The sequence below is a fragment of the Streptomyces justiciae genome, from assembly GCF_015163075.1.
Lineage (GTDB): Bacteria > Actinomycetota > Actinomycetes > Streptomycetales > Streptomycetaceae > Streptomyces > Streptomyces justiciae.
The window spans coordinates 72,366-92,927 of record NZ_JADDXU010000028.1 but is presented as its reverse complement, the minus strand read 5'-3'; the positions used below and the strand labels follow the sequence as shown (position 1 = coordinate 92,927).

Annotated in this window: 13 protein-coding genes; 4 read left to right on the top strand and 9 right to left on the bottom strand. The window is 70.7% G+C overall.

Translation table 11 applies throughout. The features are described from left to right. Window positions 1-64: 64 nt before the first annotated feature. Window positions 65-634: a hypothetical protein gene (locus IQ210_RS43900; protein WP_194084845.1), complete on the top strand. Its 570-nt coding sequence runs from the start codon at window positions 65-67 to the stop codon at window positions 632-634. Here IQ210_RS43900 and ftsH read toward each other — a convergent pair. The 6 genes from ftsH to nsdA all read right to left on the bottom strand — a co-directional run bounded on the left by ftsH (window position 631) and on the right by nsdA (window position 10,265). Continuing rightward, on the bottom strand, window positions 631-2,568 hold the full coding sequence (ftsH, locus tag IQ210_RS43895) for an ATP-dependent zinc metalloprotease FtsH (RefSeq protein WP_194084844.1): 1,938 nt from the start codon (window positions 2,566-2,568) through the stop codon (window positions 631-633). The genes IQ210_RS43900 and ftsH overlap by 4 nt on opposite strands. 103 nt (window positions 2,569-2,671) lie before the next feature. After that, window positions 2,672-4,225, bottom strand: a complete 1,554-nt coding sequence (ffh, locus tag IQ210_RS43890) for a signal recognition particle protein (protein ID WP_132803625.1) — start codon at window positions 4,223-4,225, stop codon at window positions 2,672-2,674. Window positions 4,226-4,306: 81 nt separating this feature from the next. Next, window positions 4,307-6,754, bottom strand: a complete 2,448-nt coding sequence (locus tag IQ210_RS43885; RefSeq protein ID WP_194084843.1) for a [protein-PII] uridylyltransferase — start codon at window positions 6,752-6,754, stop codon at window positions 4,307-4,309. A 23-nt stretch (window positions 6,755-6,777) separates the two neighbouring features. Beyond that, window positions 6,778-7,116, bottom strand: coding sequence for a P-II family nitrogen regulator (locus IQ210_RS43880; protein WP_003997576.1), 339 nt, complete (start codon window positions 7,114-7,116; stop codon window positions 6,778-6,780). Then, window positions 7,113-8,447 (bottom strand): ammonium transporter, encoded by a 1,335-nt coding sequence (locus tag IQ210_RS43875; protein WP_194084842.1) that lies wholly within the window; start codon window positions 8,445-8,447, stop codon window positions 7,113-7,115. The genes IQ210_RS43880 and IQ210_RS43875 overlap by 4 nt, the downstream gene beginning before the upstream one ends. A 324-nt stretch (window positions 8,448-8,771) precedes the next feature. Further along, window positions 8,772-10,265, bottom strand: a complete 1,494-nt coding sequence (gene nsdA / locus IQ210_RS43870) for a transcriptional repressor NsdA (protein WP_194084841.1) — start codon at window positions 10,263-10,265, stop codon at window positions 8,772-8,774. Window positions 10,266-10,698: 433 nt separating this feature from the next. Here nsdA and IQ210_RS43865 point away from each other — a divergent pair, with 433 nt between their 5' ends. Then, the gene (locus tag IQ210_RS43865; RefSeq protein WP_194084840.1) at window positions 10,699-11,364 is read left to right on the top strand and encodes a bifunctional DNA primase/polymerase; all 666 of its coding nucleotides are present in this window, start codon (window positions 10,699-10,701) and stop codon (window positions 11,362-11,364) included. 145 nt (window positions 11,365-11,509) lie between these two features. On the opposite strand, the gene ftsY is transcribed toward IQ210_RS43865, so the two are convergent. After that, a complete protein-coding gene (gene ftsY, locus IQ210_RS43860) occupies window positions 11,510-12,721 on the bottom strand; it encodes a signal recognition particle-docking protein FtsY (protein ID WP_194084839.1) in 1,212 nt (403 codons plus the stop codon). Window positions 12,722-12,920: 199 nt separating this feature from the next. Between ftsY and IQ210_RS43855 the strand changes: the two genes are divergently transcribed. Together IQ210_RS43855 and IQ210_RS43850 are read left to right on the top strand one after the other, a co-directional pair. Beyond that, window positions 12,921-14,162: a cytosine permease gene (locus IQ210_RS43855; protein ID WP_322658325.1), complete on the top strand. Its 1,242-nt coding sequence runs from the start codon at window positions 12,921-12,923 to the stop codon at window positions 14,160-14,162. 47 nt (window positions 14,163-14,209) lie between these two features. Further along, on the top strand, window positions 14,210-15,181 hold the full coding sequence (locus IQ210_RS43850; RefSeq protein ID WP_194084838.1) for an LLM class flavin-dependent oxidoreductase: 972 nt from the start codon (window positions 14,210-14,212) through the stop codon (window positions 15,179-15,181). A 123-nt stretch (window positions 15,182-15,304) separates the two neighbouring features. Here the strand turns inward: IQ210_RS43850 and IQ210_RS43845 are convergent, their stop codons facing one another. Continuing rightward, window positions 15,305-16,720: a sugar porter family MFS transporter gene (locus tag IQ210_RS43845; protein ID WP_194084837.1), complete on the bottom strand. Its 1,416-nt coding sequence runs from the start codon at window positions 16,718-16,720 to the stop codon at window positions 15,305-15,307. A 165-nt stretch (window positions 16,721-16,885) separates the two neighbouring features. Further along, on the bottom strand, window positions 16,886-20,470 hold the full coding sequence (smc, locus tag IQ210_RS43840) for a chromosome segregation protein SMC (protein WP_194084836.1): 3,585 nt from the start codon (window positions 20,468-20,470) through the stop codon (window positions 16,886-16,888). Window positions 20,471-20,562: the final 92 nt, after the last annotated feature.

Here is a 20,562-nt window from a genome sequence, read left to right as displayed (position 1 = left end):
GGCGCTGCGGTCCGCGGCCCGCTTCGTTGCACAGGGTCCGTTTCCCCTGTGCACAGGAGCTGTTGTGCCGTACCGCAAGACCGCGCTGCCCGTCGCCCTCCTCGCCCTCGCCCTCACCGCCGGCTGCGGTGGCGGCGACGGCGGCGTCGACGCGAAGAGCCCGGCGAAGCCGTCACCGTCAGCCACTGAAGCGCTCGCGCCCGGCGAGAGCGTCACCGGCAAGGTCGCCGAGGACCCCGGCACGGTCACCTACACGATCGCCGCCGAGAAGGTCGACGTCGGCACCGAGGCCGAGGCGCGCAAGGCGGTCTCGGAACCGGAGAAGGCCAAGGGCCTGGTCCTGGCCACCGCCCACGTCACCTACACCCACCGAGGTGGCCCGGCCCTCACCGACTCCCCCGAAGTCGGCGACGGCACCACGCTGTTCGCGGACGGACAGCGCGGCGCGATCCTCATCGGCGCGGCCGAGGACGCCCCGGGCTGCGAGGACCCGTACGACGTCGAGAGCTGGAAGCAGGGCGAGAGCCACACGTTCTGCGAGACCTATCTCGTGCCCGCGCACGCCGAGAACGTGGAGGTCCACTGGGCGGAGGAGGACGGGGAGCCGCACATCTGGACGTTTGCGGGCGCCTAGGCCTCGTCCTTGGTCAGCCGGGTGATCCCCGCGATGCGGTAAGCGTCCGCCTCCTCCAGCGTCTCGTTCTCCAGGAGCGCCTCGGCGAGGTCGTCCAACTGGCTGCGGTGGTCGAGGAGTTTGCGGCAGGCCTCCTCGTAGCACTCGTCGACGATCCGGCGCATCTCGCCGTCGATGACGTCGAGGGTCTGCGGGGCGGCGGCCAGCCCGTAGGCCTGCTGGGCGTCGTTGGGGAGCGCGGAGAGCCGGCCCACCCGTTCGCTCATGCCCCACCGGGCGACCATGCCGCGTGCGATGTTGGTGACCTGTTCGAGGTCGTTCTCCGCGCCGGTGGTGACGACGCCGTAGACGACCTGTTCGGCGGCCATGCCGCCGAGGGCGCCGATGATCCGGCCGCGCAAGTACTCCTCGGTGTACGCGTACTTGTCGGCGTCCGGCGTCGACAAGGTCACGCCGAGCGCCCGGCCGCGCGGCACGATGGTGATCTTGCGGACGGGGTCGGCGCCCGGTTGCAGCATGCCGAGGAGGGCGTGTCCGCTCTCGTGGTACGCCGTGCGGCGGCGTTCCTCCTCAGGCATCACCAGCGGGCGTTCGGCACCGAGTTGGACCTTCTCCAGCGCCTCCGAGAGGTCGCTCTGCGTCACCTGCTCCTGCTGTCGCTTGACCGCCAGCAGGGCAGCCTCGTTGGCCAGGTTGGCCAGTTCGGCGCCGGTCATGCCCGGGGTCGTCCGGGCGACCTGGGCGAGGTCCACGGTGTCGGCCATCGGGATGTCACGGGTGTGGATCTCCAGGATGGCCTCGCGGCCGCCCCGGTCCGGGGGCGAGACCATGACCACCCGGTCGAAGCGGCCGGGACGGGTCAGGGCCGGGTCCAGGACGTCGGCGCGGTTGGTCGCCGCGATGACGATGACGCCCTCGGAGCCGGAGAAGCCGTCCATCTCGGTGAGGATCTGGTTGAGGGTCTGTTCGCGCTCGTCGTGGCCGCCCATGCCGGAGCCGCCGCCGCGGGCCCGGCCGATGGTGTCGATCTCGTCGATGAAGATGATCGACGGGGCCACCTTGCGGGCCTCCGCGAACAGTTCCCGCACGCGTGAGGCGCCGACGCCGACGATCATCTCGATGAACTCGGAGGCGGACGCGGAGAAGAACGGCACCCCCGCCTCACCGGCGACCGCGCGCGCGAGCAGTGTCTTGCCGGTGCCGGGCGGACCCGCGAGCAGCACACCGCGCGGCATCTTGGCGCCCATGCGCCGATAGGCCTCGGGGTTCTTCAGGAAGTCGACGACGTCGTTGAGCTCGCCCTCGACCTCGTCGATGCCGGCCACGTCCTCGAAGGTCGTGCGCTTCTGACCCGCCTCCAGTTCGACCGGCTTGGGCGGCGCCTTGCGGCCGAGCATCCCGCCCGCACCGCCCATCGCCCCTCGCATCCGCCGCGCGATGAAGATCCACAGCACGATCAGCAGCAGCATCGGGGCCAGCGAGATCAGCAGGTTGGCCAGGAAGCTGCGGTGCTGGACGACCGGCTCGGCCGTGACCGTGACGTTGTGCTTGGTCAGGTCCTCCCAGAGCTGGTCGTCCGCGAAGGTAGGCCGCTCGGTGTTGAACTTGGTGTACTTGCCGTCGCCCTCGGGGTTGTCCTGCTCCTTCTTGAGCTGGCCCTGGATCGCGTCGCCCTTGGCGTAGATCTTGCTGACGTTGCCGGCGTCGACCTGCTTGCTGAACTCGGTGTACGAGATCGTCGGCTCGTCGCCCTCGTTGAAGAAGGACAGCACGAGGTTGGCGATCAGGAACACGACCAGCGCGGTGACGACGAGACTCCACCAGCCGCCACGCGGCCGCCGCCCACCGGGGGACGGCTTCTGCGGCTCCTCCGGGGTGCCCTCGGTGCGCCAGAGCTGGTCCGGCGACTTGCGGGGCGGCGCAGGGTTGGTCATATCCGGACGTTACGACAGGAAAGCCGCGCCAGCATGTGCGCTTACGACGCCGGGGGCACCCCTCCGAAGAGGGGCGCCCCCGGGGACGTACAAGAGAAAACCGTCAGCCCATGAACTTCTTGAACTCGTCCGGCAGCTCGAAGTCCTGCGGAGCCTGCTGGCCCGGGACGCCGAAGGCGTTGCCGCCCTGCGCGGCGGCAGCGCGGCGCGCGGCCTCCTCCTGCTCCTGCTGCTTGCGCTTCATCGGGTTGCCGGAGCGCTGCTTGCCCTTGGCCTTCTTGGGCTGCTTCTTGGCGCGGCCGGGGCCGCCACCCATGCCCGGCATCCCCGGCATGCCCGGCATCCCGCCGCCCTGGGCCATGCGGGACATCATCTTGCGGGCCTCGAAGAACCGCTCGACCAGCCCCTTGACCGCGCTGACCTCGACACCGGAACCGCGCGCGATACGGGCGCGACGGGAGCCGTTGATGATCGTCGGGTCCTGGCGCTCGCCCGGGGTCATCGACTTGATGATCGCGGCGGTGCGGTCGACGTCCCGCTCGTCGAGGTTGTTGATCTGGTCCTTGATCTGCCCCATGCCGGGCAGCATGCCGAGCAGCTTGGAGATGCTGCCCATCTTCCTGACCTGCTCCATCTGGGCCAGGAAGTCGTCCAGGGTGAAGTCCTGGCCCTTCTTGGACGCCAGCTTGGAGGCCATCTTCTCGGCCTCTTCCTGGCTGAACGTCTTCTCCGCCTGCTCGATCAGGGTGAGCAGATCACCCATGTCGAGGATGCGGGAGGCCATCCGGTCAGGGTGGAAGGCGTCGAAGTCGTCGAGCTTCTCGCCGTTCGACGCGAACATGATCGGCTTGCCGGTGATCTGCCGGATCGACAGGGCGGCACCACCGCGGGCGTCGCCGTCGAGCTTGGAGAGCACCACGCCGTCGAAGCCGACGCCGTCGCGGAAGGCCTCGGCGGTGTTGACCGCGTCCTGACCGATCATCGCGTCGACGACGAAGAGGATCTCGTCGGGAGAGACCGCGTCACGGATGTCCGCGGCCTGCTGCATCATCTCCTGGTCGATACCGAGGCGGCCCGCGGTGTCGACGATGACGATGTCGTGGACCTTGGACTTCGCGAAGTCGATGGAGTCCTTGGCGACCTTGACCGGGTCACCGACGCCGTTGCCCGGCTCCGGCGCGTACACGGCGACGCCGGCACGGTCGGCGACGACGCTCAGCTGGTTCACGGCGTTCGGGCGCTGGAGGTCGGCGGCGACCAGCAGCGGGGAGTGGCCCTGGCCCTTGAGCCAGTGGCCGAGCTTGCCCGCGAGGGTCGTCTTACCGGCACCCTGGAGACCGGCCAGCATGATCACGGTCGGCGGCTGCTTGGCGAAGCGCAGACGCCGGGTCTCGCCGCCGAGGATCGTGACGAGCTCGTCGTTGACGATCTTCAGGACCTGCTGGGCGGGGTTCAGCGCGCGGGAGACCTCGGCACCGAGCGCCCGCTCCTTGACGTTCTTGATGAACGTCCGGACGACCGGCAGGGCCACGTCCGCCTCGAGGAGCGCGATACGGATCTCGCGCGCGGTGGCGTCGATGTCCGCCTCGCTCAGACGCCCCTTGCCGCGCAGATTCTTGAAGGTCGCTGAGAGGCGGTCGGAGAGAGTATCGAACACGGCGGCGTCGGTCCTCGGAGTCGGGGGCAGTATGAGCGTCTTCCAGGGTATCCCGGCGCGGCGGCTGGCCGGGATCCCCCGTCAGCCCCGCAACGTCTCCTCCAGTTTCCGCGTCACCGAAGCCACCTCGTCACCCGGCAGCGGGGCGCCCTCGGGGCCGGTGACGTAGAAGGCGTCGACGGCGTTGGCGCCCAGCGTCGAGACGTGCGCGCTGCGCACCCGTACGCTCGCGTCCTCCAGCGCCCGCCCGATCCGGAACAGCAGCCCCGGGGCGTCCTGCGCGCGTACCTCGATCACCGTGGCCAGCCGGGACGCGGCCGGGGCGACCGTCACACGCGGCGGCGGCGCGACGACCCCCCGGCGGCGCGGGTAGGCCGCGTCGCGCTCGGCGAGGCGGCCCGCGATGTCCAGGGACCCGTCCAGTGCCCGCACCAGATCCGCCCGCAGCCGCGCGGCCTGCGGCAGGGAGCCGTACTCCGCCGCCACCCGCCAGTTCAGCAGCAGCACCGAGCCGTCGACGCCGTCCGGCAGGTCGAGGGCCCGCAGCTCGGCGGTCCGGACCGTCAGGCGGTGCATCGCCAGCACGCCCGCCACCGCCGGGAGGACGCCCGGCTGGTCGGGCACCGCGATGAGCAGCTCCACGCCCAGCGGCTCGGGGTCCCCGGACGGCTCCTCCCCCGTCGGCGGTTCGGTCTGCGCGCGCAGCGACAGCACCGGGCTGCCGGTCGCGACCGCCTCGATCGCCAGCCGTTCCTGCTCCGCCGTGGGCGCGGCGGCCTCGGGCTCGTCCAGGTCGTCCCCGGCGAGCACGGCCGCGACCCGCTTCACCAGGTCGGCGACGAGGGAACCCCGCCAGGACGACCAGGCCGCCGGGCCGGTGGCCAGCGCGTCCGCCTCCGTCAGGGCGTGCAGCAGCTCCAGCGTCGACGGCGTGCCGACCGCCTCCGCGACCGACCGGACCGTCTCCGGGTCCTCCAGGTCACGCCGGGTGGCGGTGTCGACGAGGAGCAGGTGATGCCGTACGAGAGCCGCCAGTACGGCGACGTCCTCGCGGTCGAAGCCGATGCGCGCGGCGACGTCCTTCGCGATGATCTCGCCGGCCACCGAGTGGTCGCCGGGCCAGCCCTTGCCGATGTCGTGCAGCAGCGCGGCGACCAGCAGCAGGTCGGGGCGGTGGACGCGGCGGGTGAACTCCGAGGCGCGGACCGCCGTCTCGATCAGGTGCCGGTCGACGGTCCAGATGTGCACGGCGTTGCGCTGCGGCCGGCAGCGCACCCGCTCCCAGTCCGGGAGCAGCCGGGTGATCAGGCCCTCCGCCTCCAGCGCCTCCCAGACGTCGATGGTCGGGGCGCCGGAGCCGAGCAGCGTCACGAGCTGCTCGCGGGCCTCGGCGGGCCAGGGCGTGGGCAGGGGGCGCGCGTGGGCCGCCATGCGCCGTACGGCGTGCAGCGAGAGCGGCAGCCCGGCCTGTGCGGCGGCAGCCGCGGCGCGCAGCGGCAGGACGGGGTCACGCTCGGGGCGCGCGGCGCGGGCGAGCACCACCTCGCCGTCCATCTCGACGACGCCCTCGGCCAGCGGCGACCGCTCCGCGACGGGCTTCCCGCCGCCGAGCATGGCGCGCAGCCGCGGCCGCACGGCGCGCGATCGCAGCACGCGCCCCACCTCGCGCCAGGTGACGTCACTGGCGTACGACACGACCCGCGCCGCCTCGTACACCTGCCGCAGCAGCGTGTCCGCGTCGAGCAGGCCGAGCTCGGCGGCGACCTGGTCCTGCTCCTGGAGCGCGAGCCGGTCGGTGGCGCGCCCGGTGGTGAGGTGAAGCGCGTCGCGGACGTCGAGGAGCCGGCGCCGGGCGTCGTCGAGGCCCTCGCGCGGGGCGTCGGCCAGCCAGGACGCGGCGACGGCACGCAGGGCGGTGGCGTCCCGCAGGCCACCGCGGGCTTCCTTGAGGTCCGGTTCCAGCAGGTACTGCAACTCGCCCTGGCGTTCGGCGCGTTCTGCGCAGAGTTCCTGGAGTTCGGGGAGGCGTTTGGGCGCCTGGTTGCGCCAGTCGGCGAGGACGGCGGTGCGCAGTCCGGCGGTCAGGCCGAGGTCGCCGGCGAGGTGGCGGGCGTCGAGGAGGCCGAGCTGGACCTTCAGGTCCTCGCCGGCGGTCTTGCGGGCCTCCGCCGGGGTCCGTACGGAGTGGTCGAGGGCGAGGCCCAGGTCCCAGACGGGGTACCAGATGCGGTCGGCCAGGGCGGCGACCGCGCCGGAGTCGCTGCCGTCGTGCAGCAGGAGCAGGTCCAGGTCGCTGCGGGGCGACAGCTCGCCGCGTCCGTAGCCGCCGACGGCGACCAGGGAGACGCCGCGCAGCCCCTCGGCGCCCGCCGTGAAGAGCCCGGTCAGCCAGTCGTCCGTCAGTTCGGAGAGGGCCGAACGGCGCGGCGGCCCGGACTGCGCCCCCTCGGTGAGGAGACGCAGCCGGGCCGCCGCATAGCCGCTGGGTCCGGAGTCCTCTGCTTCTTTACGCACGTCCGTACTCGACACCCAGCAGCTCCTGTTCTTTTCTGTCAGAGCGCGTCGGGACCGCGCTCGCCGGTCCGGACCCGTACGGCCGTCTCGACCGGCAGGGACCAGACCTTGCCGTCACCGATCTTGCCGGTGCGGGCGGCCTTGACGATGACGTCGATCAGCTGCTCGGCGTCGTCGTCCTCGGCCAGGACCTCGATACGGATCTTCGGGACCAGGTCGACGGTGTACTCGGCACCGCGGTAGACCTCGGTGTGGCCCCGCTGACGACCGTAACCGCTCGCCTCGGTGACCGTCAGGCCGTGCACCCCGAAGGCCTGGAGGGCTTCCTTGATCTCGTCGAGCCGGTGGGGCTTGACGACTGCGGTGATGAGCTTCATGCGTCCACCTTCTTGCTCGCAGCGGCGGCGGCCGGGGCGGCGACGGCGGCCTTGGCGGAACCGCCGCCGGCGCCGCTGAAGTCGTATGCGGTCTCGGCGTGCTCGGCCTGGTCGATGCCCGAGACCTCCTCGTCCTCGCTGACCCGCATACCGATGGTCTTGTCGAGGAGGAAGGCGAGGATCGCGGAGGCGATCAGCGAGTAGGCGAGGACCGCGAAGACACCGGCGCACTGCTTCCAGAGCTGGTCCGCGTTACCGCCGTAGAAGAGGCCCTTGACGTCGGACTGGCCCTTGCCGCTGGCGAAGAAGCCGATCAGCAGGGAGCCGATGACACCGCCGACCATGTGGACGCCGACGACGTCGAGCGAGTCGTCGTAGCCGAACTTGTACTTCAGGCCGACCGCCATGGCGCACAGGACACCGGCGATGACGCCGACGCAGATCGCGCCGATCGGGGTGACCGCACCACCGGAGGGGGTGATGGCGACCAGACCGGCGACCGCGCCGGAGGCGGCGCCCAGCGTGGTGAACGCGCCGTGGCGGATCTTCTCGTAGAGCAGCCAGCCGAGCATGGCGGCGGCGGTGGCGATCTGGGTGTTGACGAACATCAGGGAGCCGACGCCGTCGTCGTTGCCGAGCCACGAGCCGGCGTTGAAGCCGAACCAGCCGAACCACAGCAGACCGGCACCGAGCATGACCAGCGGGAGGCTGTGCGGGCGCATCGGGTCCTTCTTGAAGCCGACGCGCTTGCCGATGACCAGGATCACGCCGAGCGCCGCGGCACCCGCGTTGATGTGGACCGCCGTACCACCGGCGAAGTCGATCACACCGAGCTCGAAGGCCCAGCCGCCGGTGCCCCAGACCCAGTGGGCGACCGGGAAGTAGACGACCGTGGCCCACAGGACGACGAACAGCGCCCAGGCGGAGAACTTCACACGGTCGGCGATCGCACCGCTTATCAGGGCCGGCGTGATGATGGCGAACATCATCTGGAAGACGGCGAAGGCGAAGACCGGGATCGTGTACCCGGACCAGATGTCGCCCTTGTCGATGCCCGTCCAGCCGAAGAAGTCGTTCTCCCAGCCGATGATCGAGCCGTGGTCCGTCCCGAACGCCATGGAGAAGCCGTACAGCACCCACAGGATGGTGACGATCCCCATGCTGATGAAGCTCATCATCAGCATGTTCAGGGTGCTCTTGACGCGGACCATGCCTCCGTAGAAGAAGGCGAGGCCCGGGGTCATGATCAGCACCAGGGCGGAACAGATGAGCATGAAACCTGTGTTGGCCACCGACAGCTTGTCTGCGGCGAGCGTGATGGCTGGTGCCATCGGCGTCTCCTCGTCGTTGGTACGGCCCCGTGCGGGCGAAGCCTGAGCGGATTGAGGGGTGGGCCGGTTATGCGCCATGAGATTGGCGCAGCGCGGTTTCGGTGGAAGCCCCTCGTTGTTTCGCCGCCGTGACGAAGGCGCCTTACGTGTTACGCGTCGATGAACTGCCGGATGTTCGCCGAATGGATCGTTATCGTGGCGCAACCTTCGATGAAGGAAAGAAACCGGCCGCGGGCGGCCTTCCGATGACCTGGCATGGGGGAGCCGAGTCGGGCAGTTCGGGAGGGCCGGCCGCGGCCGGGGTTCATGGGTTTCCCGCGGGTGTCAGACGGCCTCGGCCGTCTCGGGCAGCTCGATGGCGAGCTTGTCCGTGAGATCCACGACCTCGGCGAGATCACCGAAATCGCGTACGGCCGTGTCGACCGTCTTTCGGATACGAGTGTTCACCCGCTCGGAGCGGACCTTCTTGGCGATGGCCATCGCCTCCTCGGCCAGGACGGTGCTCCGCTCGGGCTCGCGCTGGAGCAGGTGCACGGTGGCCATGCCGATCAGGTTGAGTGCGTACGACCGCTGGTGCTCCTGGTCCTTGGCGAAAAGCTCCACCGCCCGCTGCATCAGCGGCTCGGCCAGGGAGGCGTACGTCGGGCTGCGGCCGGCGACGTAGGCGAGGTCACGGTAGGAGTGGGAGTTCTCGCCGTACAGCTCGGCCTCGGAGAAGAAGCGGATCCAGTCGGGGTCCGGCTCGTCCCAGTCGTCGGCGTCGGCGAAGGTGTCCTCGGCCATCCGGACGGCACGCTTGCACTTGCCGGGCTGGCCCATGTTGGCGTAGGCGCGGGCCTCCATCGCATACAGCATCGACTGGGTCCGCGGGCTCGCGCAGTCGCGGCTGCCGTACTGCGCGAGGTGGATCAGCTCCAGGGCGTCGTCGGGCCGGCCGAGGTGGATCATCTGGCGGCTCATGCTGGAGAGGATGTACGAGCCCAGCGGCTTGTCGCCCGCCTCCTTGGCGGCGTGCAGCGCAAGGACGAAGTACTTCTGCGCGGTGGGCTGGAGTCCCACGTCGTACGACATCCAGCCCGCGAGCTCGGCCAGCTCGGCGGCGACCTTGAACAGCTTGCGGGTGGTGGTCTCGGGCTGGGGTTCCTGGAGGAGGTCGGTCACCTCGTGCAGCTGGCCGACGACGGCCTTGCGGCGCAGGCCGCCGCCGCACTGGGCGTCCCACTGCCGGAACATCACGGTGGTGGACTCGAGGAGGTCCAGCTCGGGCTTGGAGAGGCGGCCGCCGCGGCGGGCGGCGGCCGAGGGCTCCGGCTCGTGGTGCGCGGTGGACGGGGCGGGGACGAGCCAGCGCTGCATGGGCTCGATGAGGGACGGGCCCGCGGAGAGGGCCAGCGAGGTCCCGAGGAAGCCGCGCCGCGCCAGCATGAGGTCGCTGCGCGAGAACTCGCTGAGCAGGGCCACGGTCTGCGGGCCCGTCCAGGGCAGGTCGACCCCGTGTGCGGAGGGTGACTGGCGGGCGGCGCGCAGGCCGAGGTCCTCGACCGAGACGACGCAGCCGAACCGCTCGGAGAACAGCTCCGACAGGATCCGCGGGATCGGTTCACGGGGGTTCTCGCCGTCCAGCCAGCGGCGGACGCGCGAGGTGTCGGTGGAGATGTGGTTGGCGCCCAACTGGCGGGCCCGGCGGTTGACTTGGCGGGCGAGCTCGCCCTTCGACCAGCCGCTGCGCACGAACCATGAGGTGAGCAGCTCATTGGGGCGCTTGTCGCCGTTGACCGCGCTGCCGGCGCCCGTTCCGCTTCCGCCGTTGCCGCTCACTGGAACGCCCCCATCCCTGAGACCACTTGTCGCTGAGTGCGCCAAGCCCTATCAGAATGCCGGTAAATACGGCTTCCTGTCCGACGGTTGTCACCCTTCGAACGGGATGCCGAGTTGCCTCCGGCATACCCACGAGTGCATGTGCCCCCAGGACTCGTGCACTCAAAGTAATCCTACGATCACCCGTCCAGCCATGGCGATCCCGGAAACGCCACCATTCGCCACCCCTTCGAATGAACTCACAGTCGCCCGCACGCGATTCACTTGACATAGGACAGCCGGGAGTGGGCGGAGCGGTGCACTCAGGGGCGCGCGTCATCGGGCGCACCACCCGGGGCGCAACCGGGCGCCGAGTGGACGGGCACGGCATCGCTCAGGTCACTTTCCGTGCGCGTCTCGTAACCACCGGTGCGCCGGACCCGTTGGAGGGGGCATGGGCTTCACGATCGGCAGCAGTCGGGGGATCCGCGACATCCGGTCCTCTTCTCGTCGCCGCGGCCGCTCGTCGGAGTGCACCGCCGTGGCCGAGTTCACCGGCCTGTGGGGCTGGGACGTGGTCCCGGGCGCCCGGGCCGCCGCGGGCGCGTGCTCCTGCGGGCACTCCGACTGCCGGGCGCCGGGCGCGCATCCGCTCGACTTCGCGCCAGAGGTGCCGGCGGGCGCGACGCTGGACGAAGTGACCGGCGCCTGGGCCGAGTTCCCGGGCGCCTCGGTGATGCTGCCGGTCGGTCGGGCCTTCGACGTGATCGAGGTGGCCGAGCCGGCCGGGCGCCGCGCCCTGGTCCGCCTGGAACGCATGGGCCTCCCCCTCGGCCCGGTGACCGCCACCCCCGAAGGCCGCGCCCACTTCTTCGTCGCCCCCGGCGCCGCCGCCGAACTCCCGGAACTCCTCTACCGCATGGGCTGGGACGACCCCACCTCCCTGGACCTGCGCGGCCTGGGCCCGGGCACCCACATCACCGCTCCCCCGTCCGACCGAGGCGGCCTGGGCCCGGTGCACTGGCTCCGCCCCCCGGCCCTGGACTCGGCGACGAAGCCACCGGCGGCGCGCTTGCTGCTGGGGACGCTGGCTTACGTGGCACATCGATCAAGGGCATAGCAAAGCGAAGTGCCCGCTCCCAACTGCACCTTGGGGGCGGGCACTTCTTGGTATGCGGGTTCCACTAGGGGCGCGGGGAACTGCGCGACAAGCCACAACGGCGCCGCAGACGCTCACCGGCCTGTCGCGGCAACCCAGTAGGCGCTCAGTCCCCGATCAGCGCATCCACGAACGCCTCTGGCTCAAAGGGCGCCAAGTCATCCGCACCCTCACCAAGCCCCACCAGCTTCACCGGCACCCCCAGCTCCCGCTGGACCGCGACGACGATGCCGCCCTTGGCCGTGCCGTCGAGCTTGGTGAGGACGATGCCGGTGATGTCGACGACCTCGGCGAAGACCCGCGCCTGCACCAGACCGTTCTGCCCGGTCGTCGCGTCCAGCACCAGCAGCACCTCGTCGAGCGGCGCCTGCTTCTCCACGACCCGCTTGACCTTGCCGAGCTCGTCCATGAGGCCGGTCTTGGTGTGGAGGCGGCCGGCGGTGTCGATCAGCACGACATCCGCGCCGATCTCCTTGCCCTCCTTCACCGCGTCGAACGCGATGGAGGCAGGGTCGCCCCCCTCGGGACCGCGCACGGTGTGGGCTCCGACCCGCTCGCCCCAGGTCTGCAGCTGATCGGCGGCGGCGGCACGGAAGGTGTCGGCGGCGCCGAGGACGACCGAACGCCCGTCGGCCACGAGCACGCGGGCCAGCTTGCCGGTGGTCGTGGTCTTGCCGGTGCCGTTGACACCGACGACCATCACGATGCCGGGCTTGCTGGTCTCCGGCTCGGTCTTCACCGTGCGGTCGAAGTCGGTGCCGACCAGCTTCAGGAGCTCCTCGCGCAGCAGCCCGCGCAGCTCCTCGGGCGTACGCGTGCCGAGCACCTTCACGCGCTCGCGCAGGCCCTCGACCAGCTCCTGGGTCGGCGCGACGCCGACGTCGGCGGTGAGGAGGGTGTCCTCGATCTCCTCCCAGGTGTCGTCGTCGAGGTGCTCGCGGGACAACAGGGTCAGCAGACCCTTGCCGAGCGCGTTCTGCGAGCGGGAGAGACGGGCGCGCAGCCGCACCAGGCGGCCGGCGGTGGGCTCCGGGACCTCGATCTCGGTCGGCGGGAGCTCTTCGACGACGGGCGGTTCCTCGACGGCGACACCGGTCGAGCCGTCGGGCAGGTCCACCTCCTCTATCGTCCGGCGCGGTTCGTCGCGGGGCGTCTCGGCCTCGTCGCCGATGTGCGGCTCGGCCGGGGGGGCGGTGATGTCGGGCGCTGCGGGAGGCGGCGGGGGCAGCGGCTTCTTGCGTCGGCTGCCGACGACGAGCCCGCCGAGCACACCGAGCACGACCACGGCGATGACTACAGCAAGGATGACGGTTTCCATAACTCGTCCAGTATGGCGTGACCTCTCACTCCACCGTTCGTTGTCCACGCGGGGCTGCGCCCCACCGGGCCGGGCTGGCCCGCCGTCCGACCCCGCGTCGGCCGGGAAGCCTCTCAGAGGCGGAGTCACAACGGGTCCAGTATGCGGAGCCCGTCGGGTACGCGAAGGAGCGGACCCAGGGTGTGTCACGGCCCATGCAGTGGGTCGCGACACACCCTCGTACGGCCTGGTGGGGCTGATCGGGATCGCCGGCAAGCGGGGTGGTGCCCCGGGCATGGCGCTGTCTCGCGCGGTGTTCGGGCAGCGGGGCAATCTGCTGCCGGGCTCGCTCATCTGGATCGCCCGCTGGGGCTGGGAGACGATCAACGCGGTGACCGGCGCCTGCGCGCTGCTGACCGTGCTGGACATCCTCCTCGGCGTGAAGACCAACACGGCCCTCGTCGTCGCCACCCTCCTCCTCTTCGTGATCACCACGTTCGCGATCTCGGGCCTCGGCATCAGGGCCGTGCAGCGGTGCAACACCTGGGCGACCTGTCTCTTCGGCGCCTTCTCCGTCCTCGTGCTCGGCCATCTGATCGTCGAGACGGACTGGGGCACGGTCTTCGGGCAGGACGCGGGGCCGGCCTCGGCGATGGTCGCGGGCGTGGGGCTGATCGCGGCGGGCGGGATCAGCTGGGTGCCCTCGGCTCCCGACTTCACGCGCTACCTGCCGCCCTCGGCGTCGTCGGCGGCGATCGTGCGCAACACGGTCGGCTGCGCCGGGATCGTCGTCCTGCCCCTGGTCCTGATGGGTGTGGTGATGGCGTCGGCCACCCCCGACCTGGCCTCCGCCACGGACCCCGTCTCCTTCCTCGGCGAGATCCTGCCCCTCTGGCTCGCGGTCCCCTACCTGCTCATCGCCCTGGTCGGCACGCTGCTGATCAACTCGATGTCCATGTACTCGGCGGGCTTCACCGCACAGACGCTCGGCTTCCGCGTCCCGCGTCACTGGGCGGTCTCGATCAACGCGGCGATCTCGCTGATCTTCGGCAGCGTCCTGATGCTGGCGGCGACCGGCTTCATGGGCCCCTTCGTCACCTTCCTCTCCCTCCTCGCGGTGGCCTTCTCGGCGTGGCTCGGGGTCTTCGGCGCCGACATGCTGCGGCGTACGGAGTACGACACCGAGGCCCTGCTCGACACCACGCCGACCAGTGCCTACTGGTACCGGGGCGGCTTCAGCCCGGCGGCGGTCGCGGCCTGGACCGTGGGCCTCGGCACCGGACTGCTGTTCACCAGCTCGGACTGGTTCACCGGCCCCTTCGCCGACGGCAACCCCATCGGCGAGTACGGCCTGGGCTGGGTGGCGACGATCGCCGTCTCGGGTGTGCTGTACGCGGCGCTGCCGAAGCCACCCGTCCACCGCCCGGCGTCCACCAAGGCGCCCGCAGCCATGGCCATCTGACGCTCCGTCAGCTAGCGTCCCCCACCACCGACTGAAGGGGGACCCCCATGCCCGTCACGGTCGTCCGCTTCAACCTCGTCGAGCCCGCCGCCACCCCCGCCTCCCTCCGCGCCCGCTACCAGGCCGCCCTGGAGATGGCCGCGTACGCCGACGAACACGGCATCACCACCGTGCAGACGGAGGAGCACCACGGCGTCGCCAACAACTGGCTGCCCTCCCCCTTCGCCTTCGCGGGAGCCGTCTTCGGCGCCACCCGCCGCATCGCGGTCACCGTCTCGGCGATCATCGGCCCGCTCCACAACCCCCTGCGGCTGGCCGAGGAGATCGCGGTGCTGGACCTGCTGAGCGGCGGCCGCCTGGTGACGGTCGCCGGGATCGGCTACCGGCCCGAGGAGTACGCCCTGTTCGACGTGGAGTGGAAGCTCCGCGGCAAGCTCCAGGACGAACTGCTGGAGACGCTGCTGAAGGCGTGGACCGGCGAGGAGTTCGAATATCAGGGCCGTACCGTACGGGTCACCCCGCGCCCCTTCACCGACCCGCACCCCCTGCTCCTGGTCGGCGGCTCCTCGCAGGCCGCCGCCCGCCGGGCCGCCCGCCTCGGGCTGCCCTTCTTCCCCAGCGCGCATCTGCCGGAGCTGGAGGCGTACTACAAGGAGCGGCTCGTCGAGTACGGCACGGACGGCTGGACGATGATGCCGGCCGCCGAGACCCCGCTGCTGCACATCGCGGAGGACCCGGACGAGGTGTGGGCCACGCACGGGGAGCACTTCCTGCACGAGGCCCGGACGTACGCCTCCTGGCAGTTTGGGGACATCCGGTCGGCGGTGAAGTCGGCGGCGACGGATGTGGCGGAGCTGCGCGCCGAGGGCGTGTACCGGGTGCTGACGCCGGACGAGTGCGTGACCCAGGGCCTCGACAACCTCGTACTGCATCCGCTGGCGGGTGGGATGCCGGTCGCGGAAGGGTGGCGGAGTCTGCGGCTGTTCTGCGAGGACGTCCTGCCGAGGCTCGAGGGCTGAGCCCCTCGGCGGCACGACACCGCCGCCCAGGCTCGGGCAGTGGCCGAGCCGGGGCGGCGGTGAGGGTTACGGGGAGAGGGGCAGCGGGGTTTGAGCCCTTCCCCCCGAGTTCATACGGGCTGCTCAGCCCATCTCCTCCAGCGCCTTGCCCTTCGTCTCCTTGACGTACTTGAGGACGAACGGGATGGAGAGCGCGGCGAAGACCGTGTAGATCACGTAGGTCACCGACAGGTTCCAGTCGGCCAGCGACGGGAAGCTCGCGGTGATGGCCCAGTTGGCGATCCACTGCGCGGAGGCGGCGACGCCGAGGGCGGCGGCGCGGATGCGGTTCGGGAACATCTCGCCGAGGAAGACCCAGACGACCACGCCCCACGACAGGGCGAAGAAGAGGACGAAGACGTGGGCCGCGATGAGGGCGGTCCAGCCCTGGGCGGCCGGGAGCTTGCCGTCGACCAGGTCGAAGCTGAACGCCCAGGCCTCCAGACCGAGGCCGATGACCATGCCGACCGAGCCGATGAGCGCCAGCGGCTTACGGCCGATGCGGTCGACGAAGATCATGGCGATCACGGTGCCGACGATGTTGATGATCGACGTCGTGAAGGAGTAGAAGAACGAGTCCGTCGGGTCGACGCCGACCGACTGCCACAGCGTCGAGGAGTAGTAGAACGCGACGTTGATGCCGACGAACTGCTGGAAGACCGACAGGCCGATACCGACCCAGACGATCGGCTTGAAGAAGAAGCCGCCGCCGAGCAGGTCCTTGAACGTGGACTTGTGCTCGCTGTGCATGCCGTGCTCGATCTCGGCCACACGGGCGTCGAGGTCGACGTTCTCGCCCTCGACCTCCTTGAGGATCTCGCGGGCGCGCTCGTGCTTGCCGACCGAGATGAGGAAGCGCGGGGACTCGGGGATGGCGAAGGAGAGCAGGCCGTAGAGGACGGCCGGGATCACCATGACGCCGAGCATGACCTGCCAGGCCTCGAGCCCCATCAGCGTGCCGCGCTGGTCGCCGCCGGCCGCGTTGAGCAGACCCCAGTTGACCAGCTGCGAGATGGCGATGCCGATGACGATCGCGGCCTGCTGGAAGGAGCCGAGACGGCCGCGGTAGGCCGGCGGGGCGACCTCGGCGATGTAGGCGGGGCCGATCACGGACGCCATGCCGATGGCGAAACCGCCGACGATGCGCCAGAAGGCGAGGTCCCACAGCGCGAAGGGCAGCGCCGAGCCGACGGCGCTCACCGTGAACAGCACGGCGGAGATCTGCATGCAGCGGATACGGCCGATGCGGTCGGCGATCCGGCCCGCGGTCGCGGCGCCGATGGCACAGCCGATCAGGGCGATGGCGATGACCTGCGCCAGCGCCGCCGAACCGATGTCGTACCGGTCCCGGATGGCTTCGACGGCGCCGTTGATCACGGAGCTGTCGTACCCGAAGAGGAACCCGCCCATCGCGGCGGCCGCCGCGATGAAGATGACATGCCCGAGATGATCGGGATGAGCCGTCCTGGCTCCTGACTTGGGTGGCGCAGTGCTGGTCACGTTCAACTCCTAAGGCCATCGGCAACGCTGCCTGAAGGCAAGAACAACGATGCAGACCCTATGCCTTCAAGTTGTGAAGTCAACAGACGAAGCGATGTGAGAAAACAGGCACCACTGAGGAGGTTGAGTTCAAGGATTGAAGAAGTGGAGACCGGGTAGACGGGATCAGCGCAGCCGCTGGCTGATGACCTTCGAGACGCCGTCGCCCTGCATGGAGACGCCGTACAGGGCGTCGGCGACCTCCATCGTGCGCTTCTGGTGCGTGATCACGATGAGCTGCGAGGCCTCTTGCAGCTCCTGCATGATCCGGATCAGCCGCTGAAGATTGGTGTCGTCCAGCGCGGCCTCGACCTCGTCCATGACATAGAACGGACTCGGCCGGGCCTTGAAGATCGACACCAGCAACGCTACGGCCGTGAGGGACCGTTCGCCACCGGACAGCAGGCTGAGCCGCTTGACCTTCTTGCCGGGCGGACGTGCCTCGACGTCGACGCCCGTGGTGAGCATGTTGTCGGGGTCGGTGAGGATCAGCCGACCCTCACCACCCGGGAAGAGCCGGCTGAAGACGCCCTCGAACTCCCGGGCCGTGTCCCGGTAGGCCTCGGTGAAGACCTGCTCGACGCGCTCGTCGACCTCCTTCACCACCTGAAGCAGGTCGGCGCGGGTCTTCTTCAGGTCCTCCAGCTGCTCACTGAGGAACTTGTGCCGCTCCTCCAGCGCCGCGAACTCCTCCAGCGCCAGCGGATTGACCTTCCCGAGCTGCTGGTACGCCCGCTCGGCCGCCTTGAGCCGCCGTTCCTGCTCCGCCCGGTGGAACTGCTTCGGCTGGTTCCGCGGATGCTCCGGGTCCTCCGGCAGCTCCTCGCCCTCGGCGGGCGGGGAGGGCGGTACGAGCTGATGCGGGCCGTACTCGGAGACCAGCCCGGCGGGCTCGACCCCCAGCTCCTCCAGCGCCTTGGTCTCCAGTTGCTCGATCCGCATCCGCTTCTCGGCGCCGAGGACCTCGCCGCGGTGCACGGAGTCGGTGAGCTTGTCGAGCTCGGCCTTGAGGTCGCGGCCGGTGGCGCGAGCAGCGGTCAGCTCCTGCTCGCGGAGGGCCTTGGCGGCGTCGGCGGCGGTCCGCTCGGCGTCGGCGCGCGCGAGCGACACCTCCACGTGGGCGAGCAACTGCCGGGCGCCGGAGGCGACGGCCTCGGCAACGGCCGCCTCGTGGCGCAGCCGTGCCCGCCGCTGCTCCGCACGCGCGCGTGCGTCGCGCTCCGCGCGGGCGGCACGGTCGAGGGAGTCGGCGCGGCCGGCTAGGCCCTTGACGCGCTCCTCGTGCGTACGGACCTGGAGGCGGGCCTCCATCTCGGTCTGCCGGGCGTTGGCCCCGTCGGCGGCGAGCCGGTCGCGTACGGCGGTGTCCGGCTCCTCCTCGACGGGCATCTCCTCGGCGACGGCGAGCCGTTCGGCGAGTTCCTCGACGTCCTGGAGCGCCTTGTCGAGCGCGTCCTGCGCGCGGGCCGCGGCCGCGGTCGACCGCTCGGCCTCCCCCGCGGCGCCCTTCGCCTGGCCGGCGAGCCGGCCGAGCTGCTGGGCGACGGCCGACTTCTCCCGGTCGGCGGCGCGGCGGCGTTCGGCCAGTTCCTCGACGAGGGCGGTGCATTCCTTACGTCGTTCCGCTGCCGCGTGCTGTGCCTCGGTGAGCGTCTCGCACTGGACGGCCAGCTCTTCCAGCTCCGCGGCTGCCTCGTCGACGGAGGCCTGCACTTCGAGAAGGCTCGGGGCGCCTGCGGAACCGCCGTGGGCGAAGTGGGCGCCGAGGAGGTCGCCTTCGGCGGTGACCGCGGTGAGGTGGGGGTTGGCGTAGACGAGGTCTTCGGCGTCTTCGAGGGTGCTGACGATGACGATGCCGGTCAGTAGGCGGCGTACGGCTGGCATGAGGTCGGAAGGGCCGCGGACGAAATCTGCCGCGTACTGTTGGCTGGCGTCTGCGGGTTCGTTGTGACTGGTCGCGCAGTTCCCCGCGCCCCTGGGGGGCGTCTCCGGGGACCCTGCCAAGAGGAGTGACGCCCTGCCCGCGTCCTGCTTGCGCAGCAGTCGGATCGCGTCCGCAGCCGCTGACGGGGAAGTGACCGCCAGCGCGTCCGCCGCCGCGCCGAACGCCGCCGCCAACGCCACCTCGTAGCCCGGGGTCACGCTCAGCAGTTCCGCCGCGGGACCCAGCAGGCCGCTCAGCCTGTCCTTCGCGCCAAGCAGCGCGCCCGTGCCGTCCTTTCTCCGCAACCCCAGCGCCAACGCCTCGTGCCTCGCCTGCGTCGCCGCCCGCTTGCGCTCCGCCGCCGTCGCCGCCTCCCGCGCGGCCGTCAGTGCGGATTCCGCCTCCGCCAGGGCCGCCTTCGCCGCGTCATGTTGTTCGGCGAGTTCCGCGTCGCCCGCGTCCAGGCCGTCGACCTCGGCCTTGAGCGTCTCGTACTCCTCCTGTGCGGCGACCGCCCGCTCCTGGGCCTCGTCCCTCGCGGCGGCCAGGCGGTCGATCTCGGCCTGGGCCGAGGCGGCACGGGAACGGGCCGCGTTGACTTGGCCGTTGAGGCGGGCCAGGCCCTCGCGGCGGTCGGCGATGGCGCGGGCCACGTCCTTCAGACGCCGTTCCTCGTCGGTCAACGCGCGTTCCAGCTCGGCGCGGTGGGCGACCGTGTCCTCAAGGGCCCGCTCGGCCGCCTCCAGGGCGGCCTCCAGCTCGGCCTCCTGCTCACGGATGCGGGCGGCCTCGCGCTCCATGTCCTCGGGGTCGCGACCACGCCGTTCCTCGGGCGGGGCGGAGGTGGCGCTCTTCACGCGGGCGTCGGCGAGCGAGACGGTGCCGCGTACCCGTTCGGCGAGTTGGGAGAGTTCGTACCAGGTCTGCTGGGCGCGCTGGAGGCGTGGCGTGAGCTGCCGTACCTCGTCCTCCAGGAGTGCCTCGCGCTGGAGGGCCTTCTTCAGCTCCTGCTCGGCGGTCTCCTTGCGCTCCTTCAGAGCGGCCTCGTCGGCCACTTCGGCCTTGAGCGCCTCGCGCAGGCGCACGAGGTCGTCGGCGAGCAGCCGGAGGCGGGCGTCGCGCAGGTCGGCCTGGATCACGGCGGCCCGCCGCGCGACCGCGGCCTGGCGGCCGAGGGGCTTGAGCTGCCTGCGGAGTTCGTCCGTGAGGTCCTGCACGCGCGCGAGGTTGGCCTGCATCGCGTCCAGCTTGCGGAGGGCCTTCTCCTTGCGCTTGCGGTGCTTGAGGACGCCCGCGGCCTCTTCGATGAAGGCACGGCGGCCCATCGGATCGGCGTGCAGGACGGAGTCGAGCTGGCCCTGGCCGACGATGACGTGCATCTCGCGGCCGATGCCGGAATCGGAGAGGAGTTCCTGGATGTCGAGGAGGCGGCAGGTGTCGCCGTTGATCTGGTACTCGCTGCCGCCGTTGCGGAACATGATCCGCGTGATGGTGACCTCGGCGTACTCGATGGGCAGCGCCCCGTCGGAGTTGTCGATGGTCAGGGACACCTCGGCGCGGCCCAGGGGCGGACGCCCGGTGGTGCCGGCGAAGATGACGTCCTCCATCTTGCCGCCGCGCAGCGACTTGGCGCCCTGCTCGCCCATGACCCAGCTGAGGGCGTCGACGACGTTGGACTTGCCCGAGCCGTTCGGTCCCACGACACACGTGATGCCCGGCTCGAACCGGAGCGTGGTCGCCGAGGCGAACGACTTGAACCCGCGGAGGGTCAGGGCCTTGAGGTGCACGCCGCTGGACTCTACCTTCCGGGGTTGTCTCACTCCATGAACGTGCGGTTGCCCGCGGTTTCACCCATGAACGTGCAGGGCACATCAGACGT